The organism is Stenotrophomonas sp. 220_Sma, from assembly GCF_056487375.1.
Map to the genome: position 1 here is coordinate 2,712,185 of NZ_CM151348.1, position 21,145 is coordinate 2,733,329.

The 21,145-nt window shown below is 64.9% G+C and carries 31 protein-coding genes and 1 pseudogene; 9 read left to right on the forward strand and 23 right to left on the reverse strand.

All coding sequences use genetic code 11. The annotated features are described in order from the left end of the window. Window positions 1-11 precede the first annotated feature (11 nt). The 23 genes and pseudogenes from ACZLIB_RS12685 to ACZLIB_RS12795 form a co-directional block, all read right to left on the reverse strand. Window positions 12-2,747 (reverse strand): annotated as a pseudogene (locus ACZLIB_RS12685) (TonB-dependent receptor domain-containing protein); the annotation flags it as partial. Between the two features lie 109 nt (window positions 2,748-2,856). Next, window positions 2,857-3,180 (reverse strand): phage protein Gp27 family protein, encoded by a 324-nt coding sequence (locus ACZLIB_RS12690; protein WP_057503404.1) that lies wholly within the window; start codon window positions 3,178-3,180, stop codon window positions 2,857-2,859. A gap of 39 nt (window positions 3,181-3,219) precedes the next feature. Further along, complete coding sequence (locus ACZLIB_RS12695; RefSeq protein ID WP_057503403.1) at window positions 3,220-3,567, reverse strand: Mor transcription activator family protein; 348 nt, start codon at window positions 3,565-3,567, stop codon at window positions 3,220-3,222. 5 nt (window positions 3,568-3,572) lie between these two features. Continuing rightward, window positions 3,573-4,037: a regulatory protein GemA gene (locus ACZLIB_RS12700; RefSeq protein WP_057503402.1), complete on the reverse strand. Its 465-nt coding sequence runs from the start codon at window positions 4,035-4,037 to the stop codon at window positions 3,573-3,575. Between the two features lie 171 nt (window positions 4,038-4,208). Next, window positions 4,209-4,922 (reverse strand): DUF2786 domain-containing protein, encoded by a 714-nt coding sequence (locus tag ACZLIB_RS12705; RefSeq protein ID WP_082587862.1) that lies wholly within the window; start codon window positions 4,920-4,922, stop codon window positions 4,209-4,211. A 3-nt stretch (window positions 4,923-4,925) separates the two neighbouring features. Then, window positions 4,926-5,834: a recombination-associated protein RdgC gene (locus ACZLIB_RS12710; RefSeq protein WP_057503399.1), complete on the reverse strand. Its 909-nt coding sequence runs from the start codon at window positions 5,832-5,834 to the stop codon at window positions 4,926-4,928. Continuing rightward, window positions 5,821-6,138: a hypothetical protein gene (locus tag ACZLIB_RS12715; RefSeq protein WP_064968336.1), complete on the reverse strand. Its 318-nt coding sequence runs from the start codon at window positions 6,136-6,138 to the stop codon at window positions 5,821-5,823. The genes ACZLIB_RS12710 and ACZLIB_RS12715 overlap by 14 nt, the downstream gene beginning before the upstream one ends. Beyond that, window positions 6,135-6,806 (reverse strand): hypothetical protein, encoded by a 672-nt coding sequence (locus ACZLIB_RS12720; RefSeq protein ID WP_057503398.1) that lies wholly within the window; start codon window positions 6,804-6,806, stop codon window positions 6,135-6,137. The genes ACZLIB_RS12715 and ACZLIB_RS12720 overlap by 4 nt, the downstream gene beginning before the upstream one ends. A gap of 1 nt (window position 6,807) precedes the next feature. Next, window positions 6,808-7,419: a DUF3164 family protein gene (locus ACZLIB_RS12725; RefSeq protein WP_057503397.1), complete on the reverse strand. Its 612-nt coding sequence runs from the start codon at window positions 7,417-7,419 to the stop codon at window positions 6,808-6,810. After that, entirely contained in the window at window positions 7,416-7,670 is a 255-nt protein-coding gene (locus tag ACZLIB_RS12730) for a hypothetical protein (RefSeq protein ID WP_057503396.1), read from the reverse strand. Before ACZLIB_RS12730 ends, ACZLIB_RS12725 begins: the two co-directional genes overlap by 4 nt. After that, on the reverse strand, window positions 7,670-8,149 hold the full coding sequence (locus ACZLIB_RS12735) for a hypothetical protein (RefSeq protein ID WP_057503395.1): 480 nt from the start codon (window positions 8,147-8,149) through the stop codon (window positions 7,670-7,672). The genes ACZLIB_RS12730 and ACZLIB_RS12735 overlap by 1 nt, the downstream gene beginning before the upstream one ends. Further along, window positions 8,146-8,373 carry a hypothetical protein gene (locus ACZLIB_RS12740; RefSeq protein WP_008265784.1) on the reverse strand — a complete coding sequence of 76 codons (228 nt, stop codon included), beginning with the start codon at window positions 8,371-8,373 and terminating at the stop codon, window positions 8,146-8,148. Before ACZLIB_RS12740 ends, ACZLIB_RS12735 begins: the two co-directional genes overlap by 4 nt. Further along, window positions 8,366-8,641 (reverse strand): hypothetical protein, encoded by a 276-nt coding sequence (locus tag ACZLIB_RS12745; protein ID WP_040006676.1) that lies wholly within the window; start codon window positions 8,639-8,641, stop codon window positions 8,366-8,368. Before ACZLIB_RS12745 ends, ACZLIB_RS12740 begins: the two co-directional genes overlap by 8 nt. Further along, entirely contained in the window at window positions 8,631-9,020 is a 390-nt protein-coding gene (locus ACZLIB_RS12750) for a hypothetical protein (RefSeq protein ID WP_024957596.1), read from the reverse strand. Before ACZLIB_RS12750 ends, ACZLIB_RS12745 begins: the two co-directional genes overlap by 11 nt. A 1-nt stretch (window position 9,021) precedes the next feature. After that, window positions 9,022-9,324, reverse strand: a complete 303-nt coding sequence (locus ACZLIB_RS12755) for a hypothetical protein (RefSeq protein ID WP_057503394.1) — start codon at window positions 9,322-9,324, stop codon at window positions 9,022-9,024. Next, window positions 9,324-9,566 carry a hypothetical protein gene (locus ACZLIB_RS12760; RefSeq protein WP_057503393.1) on the reverse strand — a complete coding sequence of 81 codons (243 nt, stop codon included), beginning with the start codon at window positions 9,564-9,566 and terminating at the stop codon, window positions 9,324-9,326. Before ACZLIB_RS12760 ends, ACZLIB_RS12755 begins: the two co-directional genes overlap by 1 nt. Continuing rightward, window positions 9,559-9,795 (reverse strand): hypothetical protein, encoded by a 237-nt coding sequence (locus ACZLIB_RS12765; RefSeq protein WP_057503392.1) that lies wholly within the window; start codon window positions 9,793-9,795, stop codon window positions 9,559-9,561. Before ACZLIB_RS12765 ends, ACZLIB_RS12760 begins: the two co-directional genes overlap by 8 nt. A gap of 1 nt (window position 9,796) precedes the next feature. Further along, complete coding sequence (locus ACZLIB_RS12770) at window positions 9,797-10,972, reverse strand: AAA family ATPase (protein ID WP_057503391.1); 1,176 nt, start codon at window positions 10,970-10,972, stop codon at window positions 9,797-9,799. Next, window positions 10,969-12,783: a DDE-type integrase/transposase/recombinase gene (locus ACZLIB_RS12775; RefSeq protein WP_057503390.1), complete on the reverse strand. Its 1,815-nt coding sequence runs from the start codon at window positions 12,781-12,783 to the stop codon at window positions 10,969-10,971. Before ACZLIB_RS12775 ends, ACZLIB_RS12770 begins: the two co-directional genes overlap by 4 nt. A gap of 1 nt (window position 12,784) precedes the next feature. Next, on the reverse strand, window positions 12,785-13,720 hold the full coding sequence (locus tag ACZLIB_RS12780) for a hypothetical protein (protein WP_057503389.1): 936 nt from the start codon (window positions 13,718-13,720) through the stop codon (window positions 12,785-12,787). 14 nt (window positions 13,721-13,734) lie between these two features. Beyond that, the gene (locus ACZLIB_RS12785) at window positions 13,735-14,028 is read right to left on the reverse strand and encodes a helix-turn-helix domain-containing protein (protein WP_057503388.1); all 294 of its coding nucleotides are present in this window, start codon (window positions 14,026-14,028) and stop codon (window positions 13,735-13,737) included. Next, complete coding sequence (locus tag ACZLIB_RS12790) at window positions 14,025-14,258, reverse strand: hypothetical protein (RefSeq protein ID WP_057503387.1); 234 nt, start codon at window positions 14,256-14,258, stop codon at window positions 14,025-14,027. The genes ACZLIB_RS12785 and ACZLIB_RS12790 overlap by 4 nt, the downstream gene beginning before the upstream one ends. Beyond that, window positions 14,255-14,464 (reverse strand): hypothetical protein, encoded by a 210-nt coding sequence (locus ACZLIB_RS12795; protein ID WP_024957605.1) that lies wholly within the window; start codon window positions 14,462-14,464, stop codon window positions 14,255-14,257. Before ACZLIB_RS12795 ends, ACZLIB_RS12790 begins: the two co-directional genes overlap by 4 nt. 110 nt (window positions 14,465-14,574) lie before the next feature. Between ACZLIB_RS12795 and ACZLIB_RS12800 the strand changes: the two genes are divergently transcribed. From ACZLIB_RS12800 to ACZLIB_RS12840, 9 genes are read left to right on the forward strand one after another with little or no spacing between them, the layout of a single operon-like run. Beyond that, window positions 14,575-14,961 (forward strand): helix-turn-helix domain-containing protein, encoded by a 387-nt coding sequence (locus ACZLIB_RS12800; RefSeq protein WP_064968338.1) that lies wholly within the window; start codon window positions 14,575-14,577, stop codon window positions 14,959-14,961. Window positions 14,962-14,995: 34 nt separating this feature from the next. Then, complete coding sequence (locus ACZLIB_RS12805) at window positions 14,996-15,469, forward strand: hypothetical protein (protein ID WP_231298636.1); 474 nt, start codon at window positions 14,996-14,998, stop codon at window positions 15,467-15,469. A gap of 53 nt (window positions 15,470-15,522) precedes the next feature. After that, entirely contained in the window at window positions 15,523-16,182 is a 660-nt protein-coding gene (locus ACZLIB_RS12810; RefSeq protein ID WP_159054930.1) for a lysozyme, read from the forward strand. Next, on the forward strand, window positions 16,182-16,688 hold the full coding sequence (locus ACZLIB_RS12815) for a lysis system i-spanin subunit Rz (RefSeq protein WP_107378970.1): 507 nt from the start codon (window positions 16,182-16,184) through the stop codon (window positions 16,686-16,688). The genes ACZLIB_RS12810 and ACZLIB_RS12815 overlap by 1 nt, the downstream gene beginning before the upstream one ends. Continuing rightward, on the forward strand, window positions 16,685-17,002 hold the full coding sequence (locus ACZLIB_RS12820) for a hypothetical protein (protein ID WP_008265891.1): 318 nt from the start codon (window positions 16,685-16,687) through the stop codon (window positions 17,000-17,002). The genes ACZLIB_RS12815 and ACZLIB_RS12820 overlap by 4 nt, the downstream gene beginning before the upstream one ends. Continuing rightward, a complete protein-coding gene (locus tag ACZLIB_RS12825) occupies window positions 16,999-17,322 on the forward strand; it encodes a hypothetical protein (protein ID WP_024957611.1) in 324 nt (107 codons plus the stop codon). The genes ACZLIB_RS12820 and ACZLIB_RS12825 overlap by 4 nt, the downstream gene beginning before the upstream one ends. Before the next feature lie 13 nt (window positions 17,323-17,335). After that, the gene (locus ACZLIB_RS12830) at window positions 17,336-17,884 is read left to right on the forward strand and encodes a DUF3486 family protein (RefSeq protein ID WP_158229543.1); all 549 of its coding nucleotides are present in this window, start codon (window positions 17,336-17,338) and stop codon (window positions 17,882-17,884) included. Next, entirely contained in the window at window positions 17,885-19,621 is a 1,737-nt protein-coding gene (locus ACZLIB_RS12835) for a hypothetical protein (RefSeq protein ID WP_107378969.1), read from the forward strand. Further along, a complete protein-coding gene (locus ACZLIB_RS12840) occupies window positions 19,618-21,144 on the forward strand; it encodes a DUF935 domain-containing protein (protein ID WP_478467794.1) in 1,527 nt (508 codons plus the stop codon). Before ACZLIB_RS12835 ends, ACZLIB_RS12840 begins: the two co-directional genes overlap by 4 nt. The last annotated feature ends 1 nt before the right edge of the window (window position 21,145 follow it).

Sequence of the window (21,145 nt, forward strand, 5' to 3'; positions counted from 1 at the left end):
AAGGTGGGAGATCAGAAGCGTGCGGTGACGCCGAGCTTCAGGGTGCGACCCGGGGCCGGCAGCGTGGACCGCGTGGCTGGATCGACGTAGTAGCGGTTGCCGAGGTTGCTGCCGACCAGTTCGACGCTGGCATGCTCGTTGAAGCGCCAGCGCGCATAGGCATCGACGGTGGTGATGTTTCCCCAGGTGAACGGCACGTTCTGCCAGAGCAGGCCGCTGCCACCGCTCAGCAGGCGGTCACGGTAGGCCTGCAGATCAGGGTTCTCGTGGCGCTGGTAGTGCACGATGCGGCTGCCAAGCTCCAGGCGCTCATCGAACAGGCGCGTGCCCAGCGACCAGTTGATCGACAGCTTGGGAATGGCCTGGGTCAGCAGGTAGCCACCGACGAAACCATCCTGCACGCAGTTCGGGACCAGGCCGCGGTTCGCATCCAGGAGCACCGCCGTGCTCTCGTCACACACCTCGTTTTCCAGCGTGCGGGTGATGCCCAGATCGGTGAAGAAGCGCCGGTTGTCGAAGCGGGCCTGCAGTTCGATGCCACGGATGGTCTGCTTGTCGATGTTGTCGAACAGGAAGTTGCCATCGCGCTCGATCACGTCACGGGTCTTGTGCACGTAGTACGCCAGCTTGACGTCGGCATCGGCGGTGTTGCCGAACAGGGCCGACAGGTTGTGCACGTAGCCCACTTCGTAGTTGTAGGCGTGCTCGGGCTTGAGCGCATGCAGCGGATTGAGGCTGCCGGAGAAGGCGATGGTGCTTTCGAACATGCTCGGGAAGCGCACCGCTTCGCTGTAACGCACGTAGGCACGGGCGGCCGGGGACAGGTGTGCAGTGGCCGAGAAGGTCGGCAGCCAGGCATGGTCGCGGCGGCGGCTGTTGCGTGCATCGACCGGCTGCGACTGTACGCTGTTGCCGATGTTGCAGACCTGGTCGCTGCCGGCAAACACCGGCTGCACGCCGGGAATGGCCGCCACTTCGCCATTGAGGCAGGGATTGCCGGCGCGGGTGTAGTTGCCATCGGCATCGGGCAGCCAGGGCCGCGTGTACCTGACCGGACGCGGCGTCTCGTACGGCGCCAGCAACGCACGGATGCTGTCATCGATGAACCAGCCCATGCCGCGCTTTTCCCATACGGCGCGGCGTGCTTCCAACGCGTCGATGCGGGCCTGCAGATTGGCGGGACGGGGCGGCAACTCGTTCACGGTGTACTGCGCTTCCTTGCCACCTACGCCCTTGGTCAGCAGCTCGGGGTGCGCCTCGAGGAAATCGTCGAAGGCCCAGTAGCGGCTGTAGCGCACGCCTGCATTGAGGGTAAGGAAGTCGACCGGCCGCCACTCCAGGGTGAGGTAACCCTCGCCCTCCTGCCGGCGCCCGGCACGCGGGAACATGCGCCAGCCATCGGTGGTACCGAAGTACGGATCGCTCGAGCCGAGCTTCTCGTACTGCCAGTTGCCGCCCACGGTCAGGTCCAGGGTCGAATGCAGGGCGAAGCGGTTGCTCAGGATCAGGCCGGTGCGGTCGTTGCGCGCGTTGGCCAGCGCGGTGTTGCGCAGGATCGGGCTGGCGTCCGGGTTCCATGCCGGATTACCCACTGCGAAGTTCGGGAAGCCGCCAGCACTGTAGGTATCGCTGTCCGTCTCCGTGCGCCACAGGTTGGCGTAGAGGTCCAGCCAGCGGCTGCCGGCCGGCTGGAAGCGGTATTCCAGGTTCCAGGCATCGGACGCAACCCGGCTGAGCGGCCACTGGATGCGCCCGTAGTCGGGCGCGGACAGGATGCGCGACGGCATGATCTCGCCGTAGTGCGACAGCGTGCGCCGCCAGGTGGCCTTCAGCTGCTGGTCGTCGTTGATCTGCCAGCTGCCCTTGACCAGCCAGGACTCCTGTTCGCTTGAGGTATTGGGCACTTCATCGCCCGGTTTGAAGTAACGTGCCAGCGTGGTGATGTAGTCGATGCCCTGGTACTCGTACTGCTCGCGCCGGTCCTGGTCGTAGTACGCGCCCCCCTTGCTGCCGGAGAAGTAGTTGCCGCGCTTGCGCCAGGCGTAGGCAGCCATCAGGTCGACGTTGTCGCCGCGTACGCCCAGTGCCAACCGCCAGGCCTGGTCTTCGCCATCGAAGGGGTTGTTGCCACTGCGCGACTTCACCGGCACCACCAGGGTGCGGTCGTCATAGGGTGAGTTCGGCGAGCCCTGCGGGAACCCCGGCACAGTGCGGTAATCCTCGCCGGTGTGCAGGCGCGGCAGGCGCGGTGCCACCGCATTGCTGCTGCCTTCGATCTTCAGCTCCCCGCCGAAGCGCTCGCCGGCAGCAACAATGTCGTCAACGTCGATGGTCTTGATCACCAGCGCACCGCCGATCCCGCTGTGCACATCGCGCTCCAGCCCTGGCCCCTTGATGACCTGGATGCCACCAATCAGGTTGGGATCGATGTAGTTGCGGTTGCTGACGCCGTTGTAGCCGCGCCAGACCGTGAGCGCCTGTTCGCCACCGTCGATGCTGACCGGCACCCGCCCCGGCCCCTGGATGCCACGGATGTTGATGTCCAGCGCGCCGCTGTTGCGCGCATCGCCACTGAACACACCGACCAGATCCTTGACCACGTCGGCCGGGTTGGAGCCGCGGTAGCGCTCCACCCGGTCGCGCCCCGAATACGCCGTGGTCAGGTCCAGCGCGAATACATCATCGTAGCCGCGCCGATCGCGGGCCTCGCCCCCTTCCGACTGCAGGCGACCGGCCACGTCCAGTGTGTGCAGGGGTGGGATATATGGGGGCCGCTGGCGTGATAAATGCGGGACTATCCCGGACAAAGCGGGACTACCGCTCGCTTACGTCGGCGACTGATTGCGCCTGGTGCAATCAGTCGCCTGCTCGTTCCAAGGCCGCGAGCTCGGCGAGGATCTGATGCTCACGGACCCTCAGCTGGCCAAGTTCGACCAGTAGACCGATCTTGCTGCTGTTCAAAGCCCCGGATTGTCGGCGGCGCTGCATCATCGTGGCGATGACACCCCCACCCTCAGCATCAAGCGTACGAAGTTGCTGGGAGTAGTCATTGATAGCCGTCTTGCTGATCGAGAATCCGAGGTCGGCCAGCCATTTGGAAAGCTCGACAGACTGGGAATACCCGTTCTTCCGCAACCTTTCGTGTGCCTCGGCCAGAATTTCAGGTGGCAACGTGGCCATTTTGGGCGGTCTGGGCATAGCTTCTCTCGGAAGGTGCAATCAAGGGGAGTTGAGGAACAGGTTCATCTGGTTCAGGTTCCGATCCCGAAGGATGGCTCTAGCCAGCAATTTGCGAATGCCCTGTTCGGACATCCTGTACTGCTTCGCCAGGGCAGGGATCGTTGTGCCCGTTCGTTGGGCCTCGAGTATCTCACGCTCGCGAGGGGTGAGCTTAAAGGCTGCATCCTGAGGAAAGTAGATCGTTTGGCCACCCCAGTTCTCGGCCAACATATCGGCCACTACCGCTCCGATATGCTCGGCTGCATCGTCATCGAGGCCGAACTTCCGCGCAGCTTTGGCCGCCGCCTCAGCAGCATTGTCCAACAGCGCGTTACGGCGGGCCTCCATCGACCTCATGCCGAAGGAGCCTCCCGCCGGGCACGGCGATTGGCGTCGATCTGAAGAGCGGCAATCACTTTGGACAGCTGATCCGGGTTGCACCATTCCAGGCGTCCTACCTTGAACATGTGGCGGGCCACCGAATGTGCATATTCCCACTCGCGCCCCGAATCGGCCAGCAGCGCCTCGATCTTGGACAGCTGCGGGGACAGGTCGCCCTTGGGACGACCGGCCCAGCGCTTGGCCGCATACGCTGCCTTGGCGGGGATGCCACCCAGGCGGCGCAACTCATTGGCGATCGCATCGAGCTGCCGGCGATCGCACTTGCCGGCGCTGCGCTGGGCAACGCCATGCTCCCTGGATACACGCTCGACCAGGTCACGGTAGACGTCCTCGCAGAGGCTGAGCTTCTTGGCACCGGCGTGGATCGCGGCCAGTACCCGGTTACGGCCGTCGCCGGCCTTGCGAGCGCGGGTCATGCCTTGCTCCTTGCGGCCTGGGCGGCTCGGAGGGCGATCTGCCACGCCGGAACCTCCAGGCCGGACTGATCCAGAAGCCGCAGCAGGCCGGCTCGGGATCCGGCCACGATGCGGCCGCCAGCCGTCAGGACGTCGGCGATCTGGGACTTCTTGGTAAGGGGAGCCCTTCGTTCAGTAGCCACCGGTCGTCTCCAGCTTCTTCTGACCTTCCTCCAGGCCTTGGTTGAGCTTGGCCTGCCGCCCTGCGTCATAGCCGCTGGCGTAATCGTCGGCTTTGGACCGCCCACCTTTGATTTGCTTGCCGGTGCTGACCTCAACTTCGCCGCAACGAAGGCTCACCGCTGCGTCGATAGACTCACGGCGCCCTTCCGGCAGCTCTGCACGCGGGAACAGTCGGTAGATCGCAGCCACCCAGCCGAGTGCAAACTCTTCTGCGCGGCGCTGGCGATTCGCCAACTTACGAACGCGTGCAACGTGACGGGCCTTGTCGCGCTGCAACTGGCGGCGCAGCACGGTGAAGGCATATGCGGCGATCTGAGGATCGGCACCAGCACCGAAGAAGCGGAGCGTGGTACGGCCCTGCCAGATGAACTGCTCTTCCTTGAAGGACATCCCACGCTGGCGATTGCCGATCACGCGGCACCTATAGCCATCGGCAACCAAGGCGGCCAGGGCAATCAACGACTGGGGCAGATCACCACCACGAAAGCCGGTTGCGGCCTCGGTATCGCCGATTTCACTGGTGGCCGCGTCCGACTCGGTGAGGCCATAGCGGTCCATCAGCGCCCGAGCCTGGCGCAGTGCCGTCGCCGCCTCGGTGGCATTGGATGAGGCCGCCAGGCGGAGACATGCCTGGATCTTCCGCAAAGCTTGATCACGGGTCATCGATCAACCCTCCCGGCCAGAGAGCTGGAAGGCTTGTTCCAGCATCAGGAACAGGCGACGGATCTCGCCGCTCTGCAGGGCAAAGCGGGCGTCGAACTCGGCGCGGCGGCCGTCGGCATCGGCCTGCTCCAGTTGGGAGAGCGCGCCGTCCAGGAACTTCAGCTTGCGCAACACCAGGTCATCGCCCAGCTCGAAGGACAGCGCGTCCTCCAGCACCAGGGCCAGCTTGGTGACCTGCTTGCCGGCATCCAGGTGCTTGTCGATCTCGTCGCTGCGCAGTTCCTGGTCGCTGCAGCGCACCTTGGCGCCACCCTCGACCGGATCACGCAACTCGGCGGACTCGCCAAGGGACAGGCCTTCCGGCAGAGGCTCGCCAGCGATCCACCCGGTCAGGACCGAGCGCGGCGCGACTTCGGCATTCAGCGGCATCGCCGGGAAGCTGCCGAGCAGGCCGCGAATATCGGACACGAAGGCCTCAGCCACCTTGCGGCTGGAGGTGTCCACGGCCACATAGCCGTTGGCAAGGTCCAGAATAGCGTCGTGGCGGCTGTTCTTGACGAAGGCCTTGGGCAGTAGCTCGTGCAGGACGTCGTCCTTCATGCGCTTGCGCTCACGGCCACCCGGTCGACGCCCCTGTTCCTGTTCCATGACCTGAAGACGACTCTCCAGCGCACGGTTGACCACCGCGCCGGGCAGGATCTTGTCCTCGCCGCCCACGGTCAGCCAAAGGAAGTCGCCCTGCCGGCAGGACAGGTGCTCCTGCTCCTCGCGGCCGAAGGGGGAAATGAAGCCGCGAGAGTTCATTTCCAGAGGGCCGACCGGCTCCAGCACGCCATACGGCAGCACCGTCTCCACTTCGGAGAAGTCGGTGCTGGTTGGGAAGCGGAACAGCACCAGGTTACGCACGAACATGGCGGTTCTCCTCTGAGTTGGTGCCACCGTTGGCGGCGCTCATTGCACCCCAACGCAGGCGGCGCGGATGCTGGGAACACCACGCCAACCAGAGGCCCAGTGCGTCACCCTTTTCCCGCTGCGTCTGCGCCTCTGGCACGCCCGGTACAAGCAGCATCCCCTGCAGCAGTCCCTTTCCGTGCCTGGCTGCGACGCTGATCACCTTGCGCAGCTGTGCGCCGCTTCCTTCTGCGATGAAAATCGCACCGTCCGGCACACTCGTGCCGAACCCGATCTGGCCATTGGCCCAGCAGTACGCGATCACGAGTGCACCCCCAGGAGGTTGATTGGGCCACTGCGCTGCAAGACCAGCACCGGCGGGTGGAGCAGCAGCTCGAGAATGGCGTTGAGGGCCGCTTCGGCTTGGGCTTCGCACTTCTCGGCCATGCCATGCCCAACCTGGCGAGCAATGGCCGTGGCCACGTTCCGCTTCGTCTGCGGGTCGCGCAGGCCACACACGAAGTCGAGCCCGTCCATGCGCCGGATCGCGTCAGCCGTGGTAGACGCCATCGCACCTACCGCCCGCTGGGCGCACGGACCGCACATCGGCGATTCCGCCAAGCCGGTGGGCATGTCGCAGTTGACGCACGCGTTGCGCGGGCCGGAGGTGGCCACCTCAACGTCGGTACGCTCCTCGAAGAACAGCAGGGTCGGCTGCGAAATGTGGCGCTTCAGTCGCCAGGGAAACCCGTCGCCTCGGGCCTCGATGTACTGCAAGGCCAGTTGGACGCTGCCGCGAACTGGCCCGCTTACAGAGCCGCAAGTCGAGTCGTAGCCGCGCACGCCGTCCAGCTCAATGGACGGAGCATGGATCTCCACGTTCGCACGCGCAGCCTGGTCGGCGATCGCCACTGCCAGCACCAGGGTGTTGGCATTCAGTGCACCGCGAACGCCGTCGAAGCGGAAGGTGCAGGTGTCTCGGATCTTGGGCATGTCAGACCCCCGCCACATCGAGGGAAATCGGCTGGTACTGACCCCGTGCATCGCGCTCGTAGAAGCGCACGTAGGTCTTGCTGCCCACCACCGTCACCGCATCACTGATCGCGGTCATTGCCCGCTGCCAGCGGGCGTCATCGAACTGCAGCCGGCGCAGTGACAGCACCTCTGCCGTCTTGATGCTGCCGTCCTGGCCCACCTTGAAGGCGCTGTTGACCAGGGTGCGCAGCTCGGCGCGTGAGCCTTCGGTCCAGTCGTTCAGGCACTCATCGATGAGGGCCTTGGCAGCCTGCAGGCGCTCATCGAACTGGATGGTGTCCTGGCAGGCGCGCAGGATCTTGAAGCGGCCATCGTAGGAATACAGGCTGACGTTGCCCTTGTCGCCGCCGATCTTGGCGCCGTACTGCTCGCCGCTGAGCTGCACGAACGCGCCGATATCGGTGAACGTATCCGCTTTGAAGGTGCGCAGGGCTTCGCGCAGCTCCAGGGCGCGCTGGATCTTCTCCTGCACCAGCTGGTCACGCGTCAGATCGATCGGTTTGATCTGTGCCTCGGGCACCAACCGACCATTACGGTCCTCGCGGTAGCCTTCGGGAATGGATGGGGTCATTGGGCGCCTCCTTGGGCGGCGGGGGTGACAAACGGTTGAGTGGGCCGAAGGACGTCCGGGACGCCTTCGACATGGATAGGGCTGTTGGCGGTGAACCAGTCGGCGCGCCAGCGGCGGGCGGCATCCAGCGAGATGCCGAGCAGGCCGGAAATGCGCTGTGGGGTGAGCTGGCGCGGGTTCTGTGTACGGGCCCACAGTGCAAAGCGCATCGCGCGCAAGTGGTCGTAGCGCTGACGGCCTGTACGTGCCATCACTCCACCCCGCCGAAGATGCGATCGAAGTGGTTGTGCAGCGAATCGACCAGGCGGCCACCGAGGTAAGGCGGCAACTCACCTTCCAGATCCTCCTGGGACTGGCATACGGTGCCGATGGACGGCGTCAGGGGGCCTTTGTCGAAAGCGGGGCCTTTGTAGCCGCCAGCAGCAGATTGGGCCTTCTGCGTCCCTGTCGTCCCTGGCCGGGTACCACGCACGCGCTGTGCCTGCGCGGCGGCCAACGCCGTCGGGTCGATCTTCCAGTCGGGGTTGAGGCGGTAGTTGCGGGCCGGCCCTTCGCCAACGCGCAGGATCATTCCGCATCGCACCGCCTTGGCGACCGCGTTGGACACGTAGCCGCGATACTGGAAGCCGTGCTCCATCACCCGGTCGATCAGGTCGTCAGACCGGACCACGCTGCCGCCCAGCGACAGGGCGATAGCATGCTGCAGCGCGGGGCTGGGGACGGCGCTCATGGCTGAACAACCTGCGGCTGCGTGATGCCGGCTTCCGTACGCGTCAGCACGATGACCGGTGCAGGGCTGGGCGTAGTGCGAGCGACCACGCAAACCACCGCGCGGTGCTTGCCGTCGACCTTGCTGCGGGCCTGGGCGTCTTCGATCGCCTTGTCCGAGTCGGTGAAGGTGTCGCCACCCACCCACTCAGCAGGGACCACCAGGAACTGGCCGCGCTCAGCCATGAGCCACCTCCCGCAGCATCGGAGGACGCTGGGTCCACTCCAGCTGCACGCCCTGGTACTCAGCGGCCATCACGCGGTCCTGCCCGCCGCTGCCGTTGGGCTGGCGGCGCTTGAGGTGGCCACCCACCATCGTGGGAGGGCGGTCCAGAATCAGCACCGCGCGACGGCCATTGCTGTGCAGGCCCAGGATCTCGATGCCGCTGTTCTCCAGCTCGCGTGCCGTGTTGGCGGCGGCATACAGCACGTCGGAATTGCGTTCATGGTTCATGGTTGGATTCCTCGTCGGTAGCGGGCTTGTCCAGCCCGAGTTGTCCGTACAGATCCGGGAGCGCAACGCGCTTCATCGCGCTGACCTGCTCCAGGGAGGTCATGGCGCGCCCGACCAGGAAGGTGCAGGCGCGATCCAGTTCGGCCGCACTGGCGGCCAGGTGGTAGCCGTGAGCCGGGTGGGCGCAGATCGGGTGTCCCTCGCGCCGCAGCTGCTCGATGATCTGGCGCAGGCGGCGCTCGTCGGCGGTGCTGGTACGTGAAGTGATCTGCTGCACCAGGTCGCGGGCGGTGATGCCGTTGACGGCGCCGCGACGGCCCTGCAGCTGCAAAAGCACCGTCTGTGGGGACAGCTCTTGCGGTAGCAGGGCCAGCTGCATGTCAGTCGGCCCTCCGATCAATGCCGGCGGCGACGGCCAGGTCGACGATTGCGTCCGCATCCAGGTACCAGCGCTTGCTGGTGCTGGAAGACGTGACCTGAATGCCATAGCTGGGCAGAAGATCGATCCCGTACTCGCCGCCGGTCTGCATGTCCAGGATGTACAGCGTGGCCACCGCTGAGTCCTCCAGGAAGGGCGGCTTGCTCGCCACCATCCCTACGGGCCGATGGCGCTTGGGGTGGGCGCTGTGGCTCTTCCGGTTGCGCACCTGCCCGTGGCAGCGTTTGAGCGTCGGAACGGCCATCACTCCTCCTCGTCGTCGTCGCCGTCGCGCAGCTGGTCGACCAGCGCACGCAGCTGCTGCAGGTTGAGGCTGTCCAGGAGCGAGGCCATGTTCTGGCCGTCCCGCCAGTCGATGTGCGCTCGGCGGAACAGATCCCGGTGCATCACCGTCACCTGGCGATCGGGGAGTTCCGCTTCGCGCAGCAGCTGATGCGCGAAGCTGCGCAGGTACGGCAGCCCGTCGGTGGCGGCGCGGTCAGCCATTCGCCACCCCTTCGCGCTGAAGCACGTCGGCTGGGACATGGGCGATGATCCGTTCCCAGCTGGCGCGGGGCACGATCACCACCTGCAGGATGTCCAGGTTGATCGGCTCGGGCTTATCCTGAACATCGAAGGGGATCAGGATGGCCTCGGTAGCGAACGGCCACTGGTCGCCCTGCGGTGCCCTCACCATCGCTTCTGCCACCGGCCAGCCCTCAGTTCGGATCGCCATCTCACACCCCCCGCACGACATCAGCGGTGACGGTTGGCACGCCCAGGTCAGCGGCGCGGTTCATCGCCGCGGTCAGCGCGTTCTGGACGGCCAGCGGGTACAGCAGCGACCCTGCGCCGCGCGAAGGGACCAGCTTGGCGCGCAGGGCATCGATGGCCCCCTGTTCCACGACCTTGTCCAGAGGCACCTGGGCACGCTTGAAGCGGTGCGAAAGGTACGCTCCCAGCTCGTTATCCAGTGGCGGAAGCGTGATGATTTCGATGCGCTGCACGACTTCGCGCACCTCCGGGTTGTGTTCGGAGAGCTTCACGCCCAGCTCGGGCTGGCCGATCAGGATCACCGACAGCAGCGGGCGCAGGCCGTCCTTCAGCTCGCGGAAGCGCTTGAGGTGCTTCAGGGTTGGCAGCGGCAGGCTGTGAGCCTCCTCGATCACCAGCACATGGCTGTGGCCCGAGCGGGAACTGTCACGCAGGGATTCGTGCAGCTGGCGGAAGCGGGATTCGGGGCTGCTCTTCGGCTTGGCCAGCGGGGCGACAGCGGCCATGATCGCCTCGGCGATATGGTGGCTGCGCAGGGTCTTGCCCACGGCATCGCTGCCTTCGCTGGCCAGCACGTAGGGTTGGATCACGATGACGGCCTGTTCCTCGCGCTGGATGCGATCGACCAGATCTTCGCGCAGCGTGCTCTTGCCAGCACCGCTCTCGCCGATCACCGCAGCAAAGCCGCCGTGGCGGGCTACCTGGTACATGCTCTCGCGGACATAGCGAATGTCCGGCGACAGGAACACCTCTTCGGCGCTGGCCGGATCGGCGAAAGGATTGCTGGTGAGGCCGAAGTGACGCTTGGCCTGTGGAGTCAAAGCCTGAAAACGCAGTAGCATGGGATCTTCCTCGTCGTGAATGTCGTTGTCGTTATCGGTGTCTTGCGGTGGGGAAACCGGGGCTGGCGTGACCCCGCACGTCGGCCCCTCCTTTTCATGCCAGTGGGCGTCGGTTACGCCGTGCTGGGTCAGGCAGGAACTGATGGCAGCGCGCACCGCTGCCGGATCGCAGCTGGTGGGCAACTGGCCGTGGTTGATCAAGGCATTGAGGGCCGGACGGCTCAGACCTGCAGCACTGGCCAGGTCTCCCTGCTTGATGCCAGCCTCGGTGAGCAGGCGCTTCAGACGCAGCGTCATGCAGCACCTCCTTCCACAAGGCGCAGGCCGCCACGCTCAGGCGTCGCCAAGGCCTGTGCCCAGGATTCGACCTGATCCACCGGCAAACCTTCAGGCCAGCGCTGGGCGGTGCGGGCATAGTGGTCAGCCGTCCAGGCCGAACCCGCAGCCTCCAGCAGAGGCTTCAGACGCATGGCCGCTTCCACATGGTTCAGCGGCGGCAGCTCGGCGCGGATGGGCGTGACCGAATCGACCGTGAAGCGAGGGGCCTCGACCACATCGGGGACCGCGACGTCGACGCGATGACCCCGGCGCGGTAGGTGCTGGATCTCCGGCGCCTGCTGCACCGACTTGTAGGGGTCGATACGGCCACCGAACGGCATTGCCTTGGCCTTGCGCTGCGCCTTGGCTTGCTCGTCGGTCTCGGCATCCATCGCCAGGCGCTCGACCCGCTTGCGGTTTGTGTCCGCCGGGGTGTCGGCGTGCGCGTGGTATGTGCCGACCGCCACCGCACCGGTGAACCCGTATGCGTCTGCTTCCAGCGGCTCCATCGTGTACCAGGTGTCGCGGCCAGCATCGTCGGTAAACAGCGCCTGCGCACCGAACTCGCTACCGAAGGCATTGCGGGCGACCGTGAGCTTCTGGCCCACGATCACGCCCGGCACGCCCGACACGTCGTAGGTTCTGCCCAGGAAGCTGATCCGCAGCAGCGGGTTGACCTTGCGCAGTTCCGGTGCGCGGGTGGCCAGCTTCATGCAGTCCTCGGTCGCCGGTACCAGGCGCAGCTGATCGGGCTTGATCGTCATCCACGCCTGGTAGCGCGAGGACTTGTGCCGGGTGTGTTGAGCGGTGGTATTGAAGTTGCGCATCCAACGCCACGCCGATGCGTTGAGCTGCTCCAAGCTCTGCACGTTGTCGAAGCGAAGGCGGTGCTCGAACTTGCGTTCGATCAGGTCGTTGGTCTTTTCGACTTGGCCCTTTGCCCACGGCTGGCCCGGCTGATTGATCCAGATGCGAATACCCAGGGCCGCGCACAGGTTCTTGAACATCGCACCCGTATTGGCGCTGCCCGGGTCCACCATCACCATCGTCGGTGCGCCACAGAACGGATCAGCCGCACCGCGGTACTGCATGGCGTTGATGAAGGTGCGGCACAGGTTCTCGCCGCTCTCGGCGCCCAGCACGTATTCCACGTAGAAGGCGCCGCTGGTGTGGTCGGTGAACACGTAGCGCCAGACGCGCTCGTTCTCGACGCGCGCCAGGTTCTTGGGCTTGTTCTTGTAGAACTCGCTTGCCGGCATCGCATGCAGGCCGTCCTGGCGCTTGAGGTAATACAGCACGCACAGGCTGGGATCGGCCTGCCACACCTGGTTGGGATGTTCGCTGGCCAGCTGTACCTTCGGTGCGGGTGCCGACAGCTGATCAGGGTGCAAGCGGTTGGTGCGCAAGGCCTTGGCTGCCGAGCTCTCGCTCAGCAGTCGGATCTCGCCGGTACCGGCATCCACAGTCTCGCCGCGCACCATGCCATTGGCGCGCAGCATGTCGATGGCCTCGCCGATGCTGGCCAGGCGTTTGCCGGTGCCGCGACGCGACTCCAGCAACACAGCGGAAATCAGTTCCAGTTCCTGCTGGGTCCAGTCGGAGTTGCCCCGATCGCTGCGGCGCTTGCGCGGCTTCAGCGAACAGGTCAGCTTCGAGACCTGTCGGTACAGCGTCTGTACGCTGCAGCCCCATTCGGCGGCGTATCGCTCGGCAATGGCGCGTTTCTGGCCGTGCTCGGCGCAGAGCAGGTCAGCGGCGGCCTGCTCGATCAAGCTGGCGCTGAGGGCCATGTCAGCCCTCCCGCTTCCAGTCGGCCAGGCGGCGGTCATGAATCACCGTGACGCCCACCTCCTGGTGGTCGCGGACAAGGCGCAGGTCGTTGATCAGGCTGGCGATGATCCCGGCCACCTGTTCATCAACATTGAGGTCGTGCTGCTCGGCGTGCTGCATGAGCGCGATCACCGCCCCGCTGAAGCCGGCTTCTTCACTGCCGGTGGCGATGGCTAGACGGACCTGGGAGGTTGCGAGCTCCAGTTGGGTCAGCAGTTCCTGCGACTGCTCGTCCGGAGTGGCCTTCTTCCACTTCTTCTGCGCTTTTGCCGTCTTCTCCTCCGCCTTGTTGAGATCGTCGCTCAACTTGGTGATGCGCTGATCCTTGGCCTCAAGGTCGGCGCGGGCGTCGCGGATGGCGGCGCGGAGTTCGGCACGGGACATCGTCTCGACGTCATCGAGAGAGAGCCCGCCGGTCTCACCTTGTTCCGCGAGCTCGGTGAACTGCTCCTCCGGCAATGAAAGAAGTTCGATCAGCCGACTCTGGGTCTTGGTGGCAGCCACCAAATGCGTCGCATGCGACGCATTTGGGAGCATGGAGACGCGACGAGCGGCCTCCATCATGCGCTGGGCTTGCCGGGGCTCGATGCTCAGGCGTTCAAGCATTCCCTGCCAATCGCCATGCGTTGCGCATTCGCGGGCAACCACCAGGTAGCGGCCGGCGCGCAGGAAGGCTTCGCAGCCCCGGCGCAGTTCGCCGCGAATGGCGTTCTCGTAGTGGTCCGGGTGCCACGGCAGGCCGTCACCGAACTGATCCACCACCTCGCTCTGGTGCTCACCGAGGGTAACCAGCTCCTGGCTGCGCTCGGCCAGCTTTTCCGCGTCCAGATCCTGGACAACTGGCTCGGCCTGGGCGAGCGGCTTGGCGCCGCGCTTGTTGAGTTGCTTCTCTGCCATTTCGATCCTCGTCATCAGTTGGGGCTACGGCTGTAGCGGTTCTTGAAGTCGTCCAGCTGGCGCTCTTCACGAGCCACCTCGGCTTGATGGGCCAAGGCGATCTGGACAATTCGGGGGGCCAGGCGCCAGTTTTCCTGGTCGAAGGGGGAGCGTTCGACCAGGCCGTCTTCGGCCAGGCGCTGCAGGTTGCGCAGCGTGGTGCTGGGGGATTCGCCGATGCCGTCGGCGATCGGCTTCAGGCGCAGACCGGTGCGGCTGTGCCCGGCCAGGGTGAACAGCAGGCGGGTGAAGATGCTCTGCTCGCTCATGCCGCAGCACCCTGTTGACGGCGTGCCAGCTCCGTCAGGATCCGGACGGCGCGGCGGTCGGCTGCGTCGACGGCACCAGCCAGCGGCAGGGTGTTGGCCAGCGGCTCGTCTGATTCGACGGCGCACTGCCAGTTGTTCACAGCGGTGGCGTACTGGTCACGGGCCGAGGCAAGCAACAGCTCCAGTTCGCGGGTCGGGACTTCGTCCAGGGGGCGGCCGGCGGTGCTCATGCTGAGGCGCTCAGGCCTGCGGCCTTCAGCAGCCGGCGCCGCAGGGCCTGACCCTTCGGGCCGTTCCAACGCCCGATGAGGACGTCCCGGGCGTTCTGCGGGGGGACGCCGTTCTCCATGCACCAGCCGCGGAGACTGGTGCCCTTGCCAACGAAGGCGGTGCGGACCTTGAGGTGAAGATCCAGGCTGGGGGCGGGTTCGCTCATCGCGTGTATCCTTTGATCCTTGTTCCATTGGTTGGCTGCTGTAGGCGCTGCCAGTGGAAGTAATGATGTTCCCGTTCGGGAACACTTGTCAATACCCGAGTGGGAACAAAATGACTGACGGAAACTCAGAGAACGACAGCCGGCGCGACACCGGCGAAAGGCTTAGGTTGATCCGGGGCGATAGAAGCCAGAAGGACTTCGCTGAGCTGCTCGGCATCGGGCGAACCACGCTCATCCGGTACGAGGCGGGAACGCGGCCAGTAGAGGTCGAACTGCTCGTTAAATTGAATCTGCTATTCGGTACTCAACCGCTCTGGCTTCTCACCGGCATGGGCGCATCAGGAGAAGGGGTGCAGTTGACAAGTCGCGAGGCGATGCTGCTGAACAACTACCGGAACAGTCCTGAAGACGCGAAGGTGGCTCTTGAAAAAACAAGTGCTGCGTTCGCCCAGTCGAAACCGGAACTCAAAACGAAAAAGCACGGCTCGTCAGAGTGATGTGGCGTAAGAGCAAATCAACCAGGGGGAAAACATGAAGTGGAAAGTGCTCGCTATTGCTGGCGCAGTGCTGGTGATATCTGTCAGCGGCTGTGCCACCAAACGCTATGGCCGGTTGCAGCCGTTAACTGGCTACGAGACGTTGAACTATTCTTGTGAGCAGATCCGAATTGAACTATCCAAGGTGGATGCCTTTGATAGGCAGGTCGAGCAGCAAGCAAAGTTCAGCGGCATGTCCATTGCCAGCTTTTTGGGTGACTTTGGGATCGGAAATGTGATCGAACGGAATGAAGCAAAGAGGACGTCAGTGGAAAGGCGAGCTCAGCTTCAGGGGGCTTTTGCCGCCAAGCGATGTGGAGACGTTGAAATTCCCAGGGTAGAAGCCCCGGGTCCTGCGGCGATCGCACCTTCCGCTGTAAATCCTGGTTATCAACCTTCCAAACCGGAAACACCGCCCGCTGCCTCTGTCAACAGTTGGTGGGAAGCGCATAAGCCCAAGGGCGAATAGTCTTCTGCAGCTACGCACGTCGCGAAGGGATCTGCACAGTCCCACGCGCGCGCGTGAGATTCCTCGAAACCAGTTTCAAAGACGACGATCAGTCAAAGACTGAAACTCTGCCCATCGGTTTGGTGTGCGCATGGCGCACCTGGCCGGCGGGCATCCTCGTCTGCCCGTCGGCCATCTTTCCCTGGAGATGGCGCATGGCAGCAGAGCAACCCGGTAACAAGGCACTGCCCATCGCGGGCGGAATGCTGGCAACCATGCTGGCGTTGCTGCTCGGGTTGGTGCAGCCCTTCGAGGGCTACTCGGCCCAGCCCTATCGTGATGTCGTCGGCAAGCTGACGGTCTGCTACGGCCATACGGCCAAGGTAGAACAGCGCACCTACACCCGCGCCGAATGCGAGCGTCTGCTCCAGTCGGACCTCGGCGTCGCCTGGAACACCGTGCAGAGTTGCATCAAGGTGCCGATGACGGACTACCAGGCGGCCGCCCTGACGTCGTTCGCCTTCAACGTCGGTCCGGGTGGTGCTGGCGTCAAGGACGGCCTGTGCACGCTGCGCAACGGTCAGCAGCCGCGGATCCGTGTCTACGCCAATCAAGGCCGCTGGGACCTCGCATGTGCCCAGCTGAGCAACTGGGCCAATGCCGGCGGCAAGTCCTATAAGGGATTGGAGCGCCGCCGCACCGCTGAGCGCGCGATGTGCGAGGGCCGGTACTGATGGTCCGCACCCTGACCGCAACGGTCGCCCTGCTGCTGGTGCTCCTGCTGGTCGCCATCGCTGCAGCACTTCTCTATCGCGGCAATGCCCTGGACGCGCAGGCCCGTGATGCCACGGCGCAGCAGCGCGTGACCACGCTTCAATCGCAACTGGAAAGCGAGCGCAATGCTCGCGACACCGAGCATACCCAGGCCAGGGAAATGGCCCAGATCGGAGACCAACATGAAGATGATCGGGAGGCGTCCGCGTCCATCCCTGCTGCTGTTGTGGCTGACCTGCGCGCTGGCAATCTCCAGCTGCGCGACGACCTCGCCACCTGTCACACCGCCCGCCTGTCCCAAGCCGTCTCTGGCGCCGTCGAACGTGATGCGAGCGCCCAACTACGTCCAGAGGTTGCAGGCACTGCTCTTCAAATCGTCACCGAAGCTGAAGACCACGTCCGCTCCTGCCAGCGCGTCATCGGCGTCCTCACCGGACAGCGCCTACCCGTCGAGACCAACCCATGATCGTTGAAGTGCAACCGCTCTACCTGGTGTGGTTCGCAGGCATCGGCATCACGCTGCTTGGCGGCCTGATCGCCGGCGGCCGCTGGCTGGTCAACCAGCTGCAACAACGCACTGATCAGCAGCTGGCGATTCTGATCAACGACAGCAAGCGCTGGCGCGAGGTTGAGAGTCACCTCACCGACTTCCGCCTGGAAGTTGCGAAGGATTACGTCCGCCGCGAGGACTATGCCCGCGGACAGAGCGTTATCGAGGCAAAGCTTGATGCAGTGGCTTCGAAGATCACGAACATGCAAAGCAAGGGGAACACGCCGTGAGTCACGGAAATCAAGGCCCGGATTTGGGCAAGCTGCGCAGGGAGCAGCTGCGCTGGCTGATGTTGCTGGTGCTGGATCGCTCACGCCCCTATCCGATCGGTGAAGCCGTCCTGGCCGGCGCGGCCCAGGACATGTACCCGGATGCCACCGCGCTGGAGGTTCGCCGGGAACTGGACTACCTGGACACCCGTCGCCTGATCGACATCACCAAATCCCCGTCGGGGCCGTGGTCGGCGGAGCTGACCCGCCACGGTGTGGACATCGTCGAGTACAGCATCGACTGCGGTCCGGGGATCGCCCGCCCGCCGAAGTACTGGTGACCCCATGCCTCCCGTGAGCAAGATCGACTTGTTGCCGGCCGATGTGCGTGACGAGCTGGATCGGCGCCTGGTTGCCAACGCCTTCGGTGGCAGCATCTCGCTGTCCGAATGGCTGGGCGAGCAGGGCTACGAGATCAGCAAGACCACCGTCAACGAACGCGCCAAGCGGCTCAAGCGCCGCCTGGCTTCGATCAGCGCCAGCACAGAAGCCATGAAACTGGTGGCCGAGCAGGCGCCGGACAATGCCGCCGAGCGCGGCAGCGCGCTGATGGGCCTGTTGCAGACCGACCTGTTCGAAGCACTGCTGCAGTTCCAGGAGGCGGCCGACCAGGACGATGAGAGCATTTCCCCCGCCGATCGCATTGCGCTGTACAGCAAGGCGGCCAAGGCCATTGCCGAGCTGACCCGCTCTTCCATCGTGCGCGAGAAGTGGGCCGGCGAGATCCGCCAGAAGGCGCTCGTCGACGCGGCCAGCCGGGTCGAGGAGGCTGCGCGAGCCAAGGGCCTGGACGCCGAGGGCGTGGAGTTCTGGCGCAACAAGGTGCTGCATGGAGTCGGCTAAGTGAGTGCACTGGGTCCCCTGCCGGATACCGAGCGCGTCCTGGACTGGGATGAGCTGCCTGAGAGCGTGCGCTCGATCTCGGCCAACTTCGATCCGAGCAAGGCCGGTGTGCTGATGGCTCATCAGTCCGAATGGATCCGGATGCAGGAAGGGCTGGATATCGCGGTCTGCGAGAAGGGGCGCCGCACTGGCATCACCTTCGCCCAGGCGCTGAGCGACACCATCACCGCCGCTTCTGCCAAGGACGCCGGCGGCGACAACGTGTGGTACATGGCCGACACCAAGGAAAAGGGTCTGGAGTTCATTGGCTATGTGGCCAAGTTCGCGCCGATCATTGCCCAAGGCCAAGCCTCGCGTATCGAGCAGCACATCTTCCAGGACCAGCAGCCTGACGGCACCAGCCGGCAGATCCAGGCCTTCCGGGTTCGCTTCGCCAGTGGTTTCCGTATCACGGCACTGTCCTCGCGCCCGGAGAACATCCACGGCCTGCAGGGCGTGGTCGACCTGGACGAAGCGGCGCTGCACAAGGACGTGGCCAAGGTGCTCGAATCAGCCACCGCGCTGCTGATCTGGGGTGGCCGGATCCGCGTGTGGTCCACACACCGCGGCAAGAAGAATCCGTTCAACCAGCTGGTGCAGGACGTCCAGGCCGGTCGCTACGGCAAGAAGGCCGGGGTGATCCGCATCAGCTTCGATGATGCCGTGTCCAACGGCCTGTACGAGCGGGTCTGCGCCATGCGTGGCAAGGTGGCCACCGCCGAGGGCAAGAAGGAGTGGTACACCGCCATCCGCTCGGCCTATGGCCCGCGCAAGGCCGCCATGCGCGAGGAGCTGGATGTCATCCCGCGCGACGGAGATGGCTCGGCCATCCCCTCAGTCTGGATCGATCGGGCCATGTCCGAGGTCCGCCCTGTGCTGCGCTTGGTCTTCGATGACGACTTCCCCAAGCGCTCGGAGAAGGAACGCGAGATCTGGTGCTCGGTCTGGATCGCCACCACGCTGCTGCCGGTGCTGCGTGCTGCGGTGGCCGGGTTCACTGGGCGCTGGGCGGTCGGCATGGACTTTGCGCGCCACCGCCACTTCTCGGTCATCAAGCCGGCCAAGGTCAGTCAGGATCTGCGCCGGGATGTGCCGTTCCTGATCGAGATGGCCAACGCGCCCACCCGCCAGCAGGAGCAGATCCTGTGGGCGTTTCTGGACGCGCTGAATGAGGGCTTCCGCGGCCGCTGGTCGTTCGCTGGCGACGCCACCGGGCCGGGCCAGACTCTGATGGAGTACACAGGCGACCGTTACGGCCGTGCCGAGCTCGATGCCGAGACGGGCCGCTACAGCGGTGGCCCAATCCACGAGGTCACCCTGTCGCGCCCCTGGTACAGCGAATGGATGCCCAAGTACATCGCGTTGTTCGAGGACGGATTCATCACCGTGCCCAGGGACGCATCGCTGGAGGATGACCATCGGGCCGTGGAGTACGTTGATGGCATTCCGATGGTGCCGCGCCTGGAGCGCAAGGACCTGCAGGATCCGGAACTGGTGCGCCACGGCGACGGCGCGATCGCAGGCGCCCTGATGCAGTTTGCCGCGCTCAACCACGTCACCTCGGTACCCATCGAGTTCCAGGCGGCCGGCGCTCGCGCCTACATCGGCGACGGCCGAGCCGACGGCGTGGCCACCGTCGTGACCGATGATGCCTTCGGCACGGTCAGCGGCGGCAATGATTTTGGAGGATTCGCATGACCATCGCCCGCCCAGAGATCGGCCGCGAGATTGCCACCACCGCCGATGGCATCGACATCACCCGTGGCTACACCGGGCCGCTGCTGCTGCCCTTTGATAGCGTGCTGCGCAATCGGGGCGGCTATGACCTGCAGATCTACGAGCAGGTGCTGTCCGATCCGGAGGTGAAAACCACCTTCGGATCGCGCCAGGACTCGGTGGTGGCCTGCGAATGGCAGGTGGAGCCCGGTGGCGAGAAGCGCATCGACCGCCAGGCGGCAGAGTATCTGCAGGAGCAGCTGCACGGGATCGGGTGGGACAACGTCACCCGCAAGATGCTGTTTGGCGTGTTCTACGGCTACGGCGTGGCCGAGATCCTGTACAAGGTCGACGGCACCCGCATCGGCCTGGAGGCGATCAAGGTCCGCAATCGCCGACGCTTCCGCTACGGCAAGGAAGGCGACCTGCGCCTGCTCACCCAGACCCAGATGACGGAGGGCGTCCCGGCACTCGCGCCGTACTTCTGGAACTTCTGCTCCGGTGCCGATCACGACGATGAGCCCTACGGCCTGGGGCTGGCGCACTGGCTGTACTGGCCGGTGCTGTTCAAGCGCAACGGGCTCAAGTTCTGGCTGATCTTCCTGGAGAAGTTCGGCATGCCCACCGCAGTGGGCAAGTACGACAGTGAGGCGACCGATCCGGAGAAGTCCAAGCTGCTGCAGGCCACCCGCGCGATCCAGACCGACAGCGGCATCATCATGCCCAAGGGCATGGAGCTGGCGCTGCTGGAGGCCGGGCGCAGTGGCACGGCCGACTACAAGGCCCTGCAGGACTATATGGATGCCACCATCCAGAAGGTGGTGCTGGGCCAGACCGCCAGCACCCAGGGCACACCCGGCAAGCTGGGCAACGACCAGCTGCAGCGGGAAGTGCGCCGCGACATCATCACCTCCGATGCAGACCTGGTGTGTGAGTCCTTCAACAAGGGGCCGGCGCGCTGGCTCACCGAATGGAACTTCCCCGGCGCAGCCATCCCACGGGTCTACCGCGTCACGGAAGAGCCGGAGGATCTGGACGCCACTACCAGTCGCGACAAGAAGATCCTCGACCTGGGCTACAAGCCCAAGCAGGTCTACATGGACCAGACCTATGGGGACAACTACGAGCCTGTCCAGGCGCTGCCGGAGCCACCTGCGGTACCGACAGCGATCGATGGGCCGCAGTTCGCTGATGCCGGCGGTACGGTGGGTAGCCTGCTGCGCCGGCACTATCCGGCGGCCTTTGCCGACAGCACCCCGAAGGCACCTGATCCTGCCATCGGCCTGGGCCAGCAGCTTGATCGGCGACTGTCGCCCCTCGGTGCTGGTTGGGTGGAGCAGATCCGCCAGCTGGTCGATGAGGTCGATTCGCTGGAGGAACTGCGCGACCGGCTGTTCGAGCTGCATCTGAACATGACCCTGGACGACTACGCCTCGGTGATGGCCGATGCGATGACGGCAGCGACGCTGGCCGGCCGTACCGACGTCCAGGGCGCGGGAGACTGAT

Coding starts and splice junctions, on each gene's coding strand:
- ACZLIB_RS12690 (WP_057503404.1), bottom strand. CDS start 3,180: ATGGCCACGTTGCCACCTGAAATTCTGGCCGAGGCACACGAAAGGTTG.
- ACZLIB_RS12695 (WP_057503403.1), bottom strand. CDS start 3,567: ATGGAGGCCCGCCGTAACGCGCTGTTGGACAATGCTGCTGAGGCGGCG.
- ACZLIB_RS12700 (WP_057503402.1), bottom strand. CDS start 4,037: ATGACCCGCGCTCGCAAGGCCGGCGACGGCCGTAACCGGGTACTGGCC.
- ACZLIB_RS12705 (WP_082587862.1), bottom strand. CDS start 4,922: ATGACCCGTGATCAAGCTTTGCGGAAGATCCAGGCATGTCTCCGCCTG.
- ACZLIB_RS12710 (WP_057503399.1), bottom strand. CDS start 5,834: ATGTTCGTGCGTAACCTGGTGCTGTTCCGCTTCCCAACCAGCACCGAC.
- ACZLIB_RS12720 (WP_057503398.1), bottom strand. CDS start 6,806: ATGCCCAAGATCCGAGACACCTGCACCTTCCGCTTCGACGGCGTTCGC.
- ACZLIB_RS12725 (WP_057503397.1), bottom strand. CDS start 7,419: ATGACCCCATCCATTCCCGAAGGCTACCGCGAGGACCGTAATGGTCGG.
- ACZLIB_RS12730 (WP_057503396.1), bottom strand. CDS start 7,670: ATGGCACGTACAGGCCGTCAGCGCTACGACCACTTGCGCGCGATGCGC.
- ACZLIB_RS12735 (WP_057503395.1), bottom strand. CDS start 8,149: ATGAGCGCCGTCCCCAGCCCCGCGCTGCAGCATGCTATCGCCCTGTCG.
- ACZLIB_RS12740 (WP_008265784.1), bottom strand. CDS start 8,373: ATGGCTGAGCGCGGCCAGTTCCTGGTGGTCCCTGCTGAGTGGGTGGGT.
- ACZLIB_RS12745 (WP_040006676.1), bottom strand. CDS start 8,641: ATGAACCATGAACGCAATTCCGACGTGCTGTATGCCGCCGCCAACACG.
- ACZLIB_RS12750 (WP_024957596.1), bottom strand. CDS start 9,020: ATGCAGCTGGCCCTGCTACCGCAAGAGCTGTCCCCACAGACGGTGCTT.
- ACZLIB_RS12755 (WP_057503394.1), bottom strand. CDS start 9,324: ATGGCCGTTCCGACGCTCAAACGCTGCCACGGGCAGGTGCGCAACCGG.
- ACZLIB_RS12760 (WP_057503393.1), bottom strand. CDS start 9,566: ATGGCTGACCGCGCCGCCACCGACGGGCTGCCGTACCTGCGCAGCTTC.
- ACZLIB_RS12765 (WP_057503392.1), bottom strand. CDS start 9,795: ATGGCGATCCGAACTGAGGGCTGGCCGGTGGCAGAAGCGATGGTGAGG.
- ACZLIB_RS12770 (WP_057503391.1), bottom strand. CDS start 10,972: ATGACGCTGCGTCTGAAGCGCCTGCTCACCGAGGCTGGCATCAAGCAG.
- ACZLIB_RS12775 (WP_057503390.1), bottom strand. CDS start 12,783: ATGGCCCTCAGCGCCAGCTTGATCGAGCAGGCCGCCGCTGACCTGCTC.
- ACZLIB_RS12780 (WP_057503389.1), bottom strand. CDS start 13,720: ATGGCAGAGAAGCAACTCAACAAGCGCGGCGCCAAGCCGCTCGCCCAG.
- ACZLIB_RS12785 (WP_057503388.1), bottom strand. CDS start 14,028: ATGAGCGAGCAGAGCATCTTCACCCGCCTGCTGTTCACCCTGGCCGGG.
- ACZLIB_RS12790 (WP_057503387.1), bottom strand. CDS start 14,258: ATGAGCACCGCCGGCCGCCCCCTGGACGAAGTCCCGACCCGCGAACTG.
- ACZLIB_RS12795 (WP_024957605.1), bottom strand. CDS start 14,464: ATGAGCGAACCCGCCCCCAGCCTGGATCTTCACCTCAAGGTCCGCACC.
- ACZLIB_RS12800 (WP_064968338.1), top strand. CDS start 14,575: ATGACTGACGGAAACTCAGAGAACGACAGCCGGCGCGACACCGGCGAA.
- ACZLIB_RS12805 (WP_231298636.1), top strand. CDS start 14,996: ATGAAGTGGAAAGTGCTCGCTATTGCTGGCGCAGTGCTGGTGATATCT.
- ACZLIB_RS12815 (WP_107378970.1), top strand. CDS start 16,182: ATGGTCCGCACCCTGACCGCAACGGTCGCCCTGCTGCTGGTGCTCCTG.
- ACZLIB_RS12820 (WP_008265891.1), top strand. CDS start 16,685: ATGATCGTTGAAGTGCAACCGCTCTACCTGGTGTGGTTCGCAGGCATC.
- ACZLIB_RS12840 (WP_478467794.1), top strand. CDS start 19,618: ATGACCATCGCCCGCCCAGAGATCGGCCGCGAGATTGCCACCACCGCC.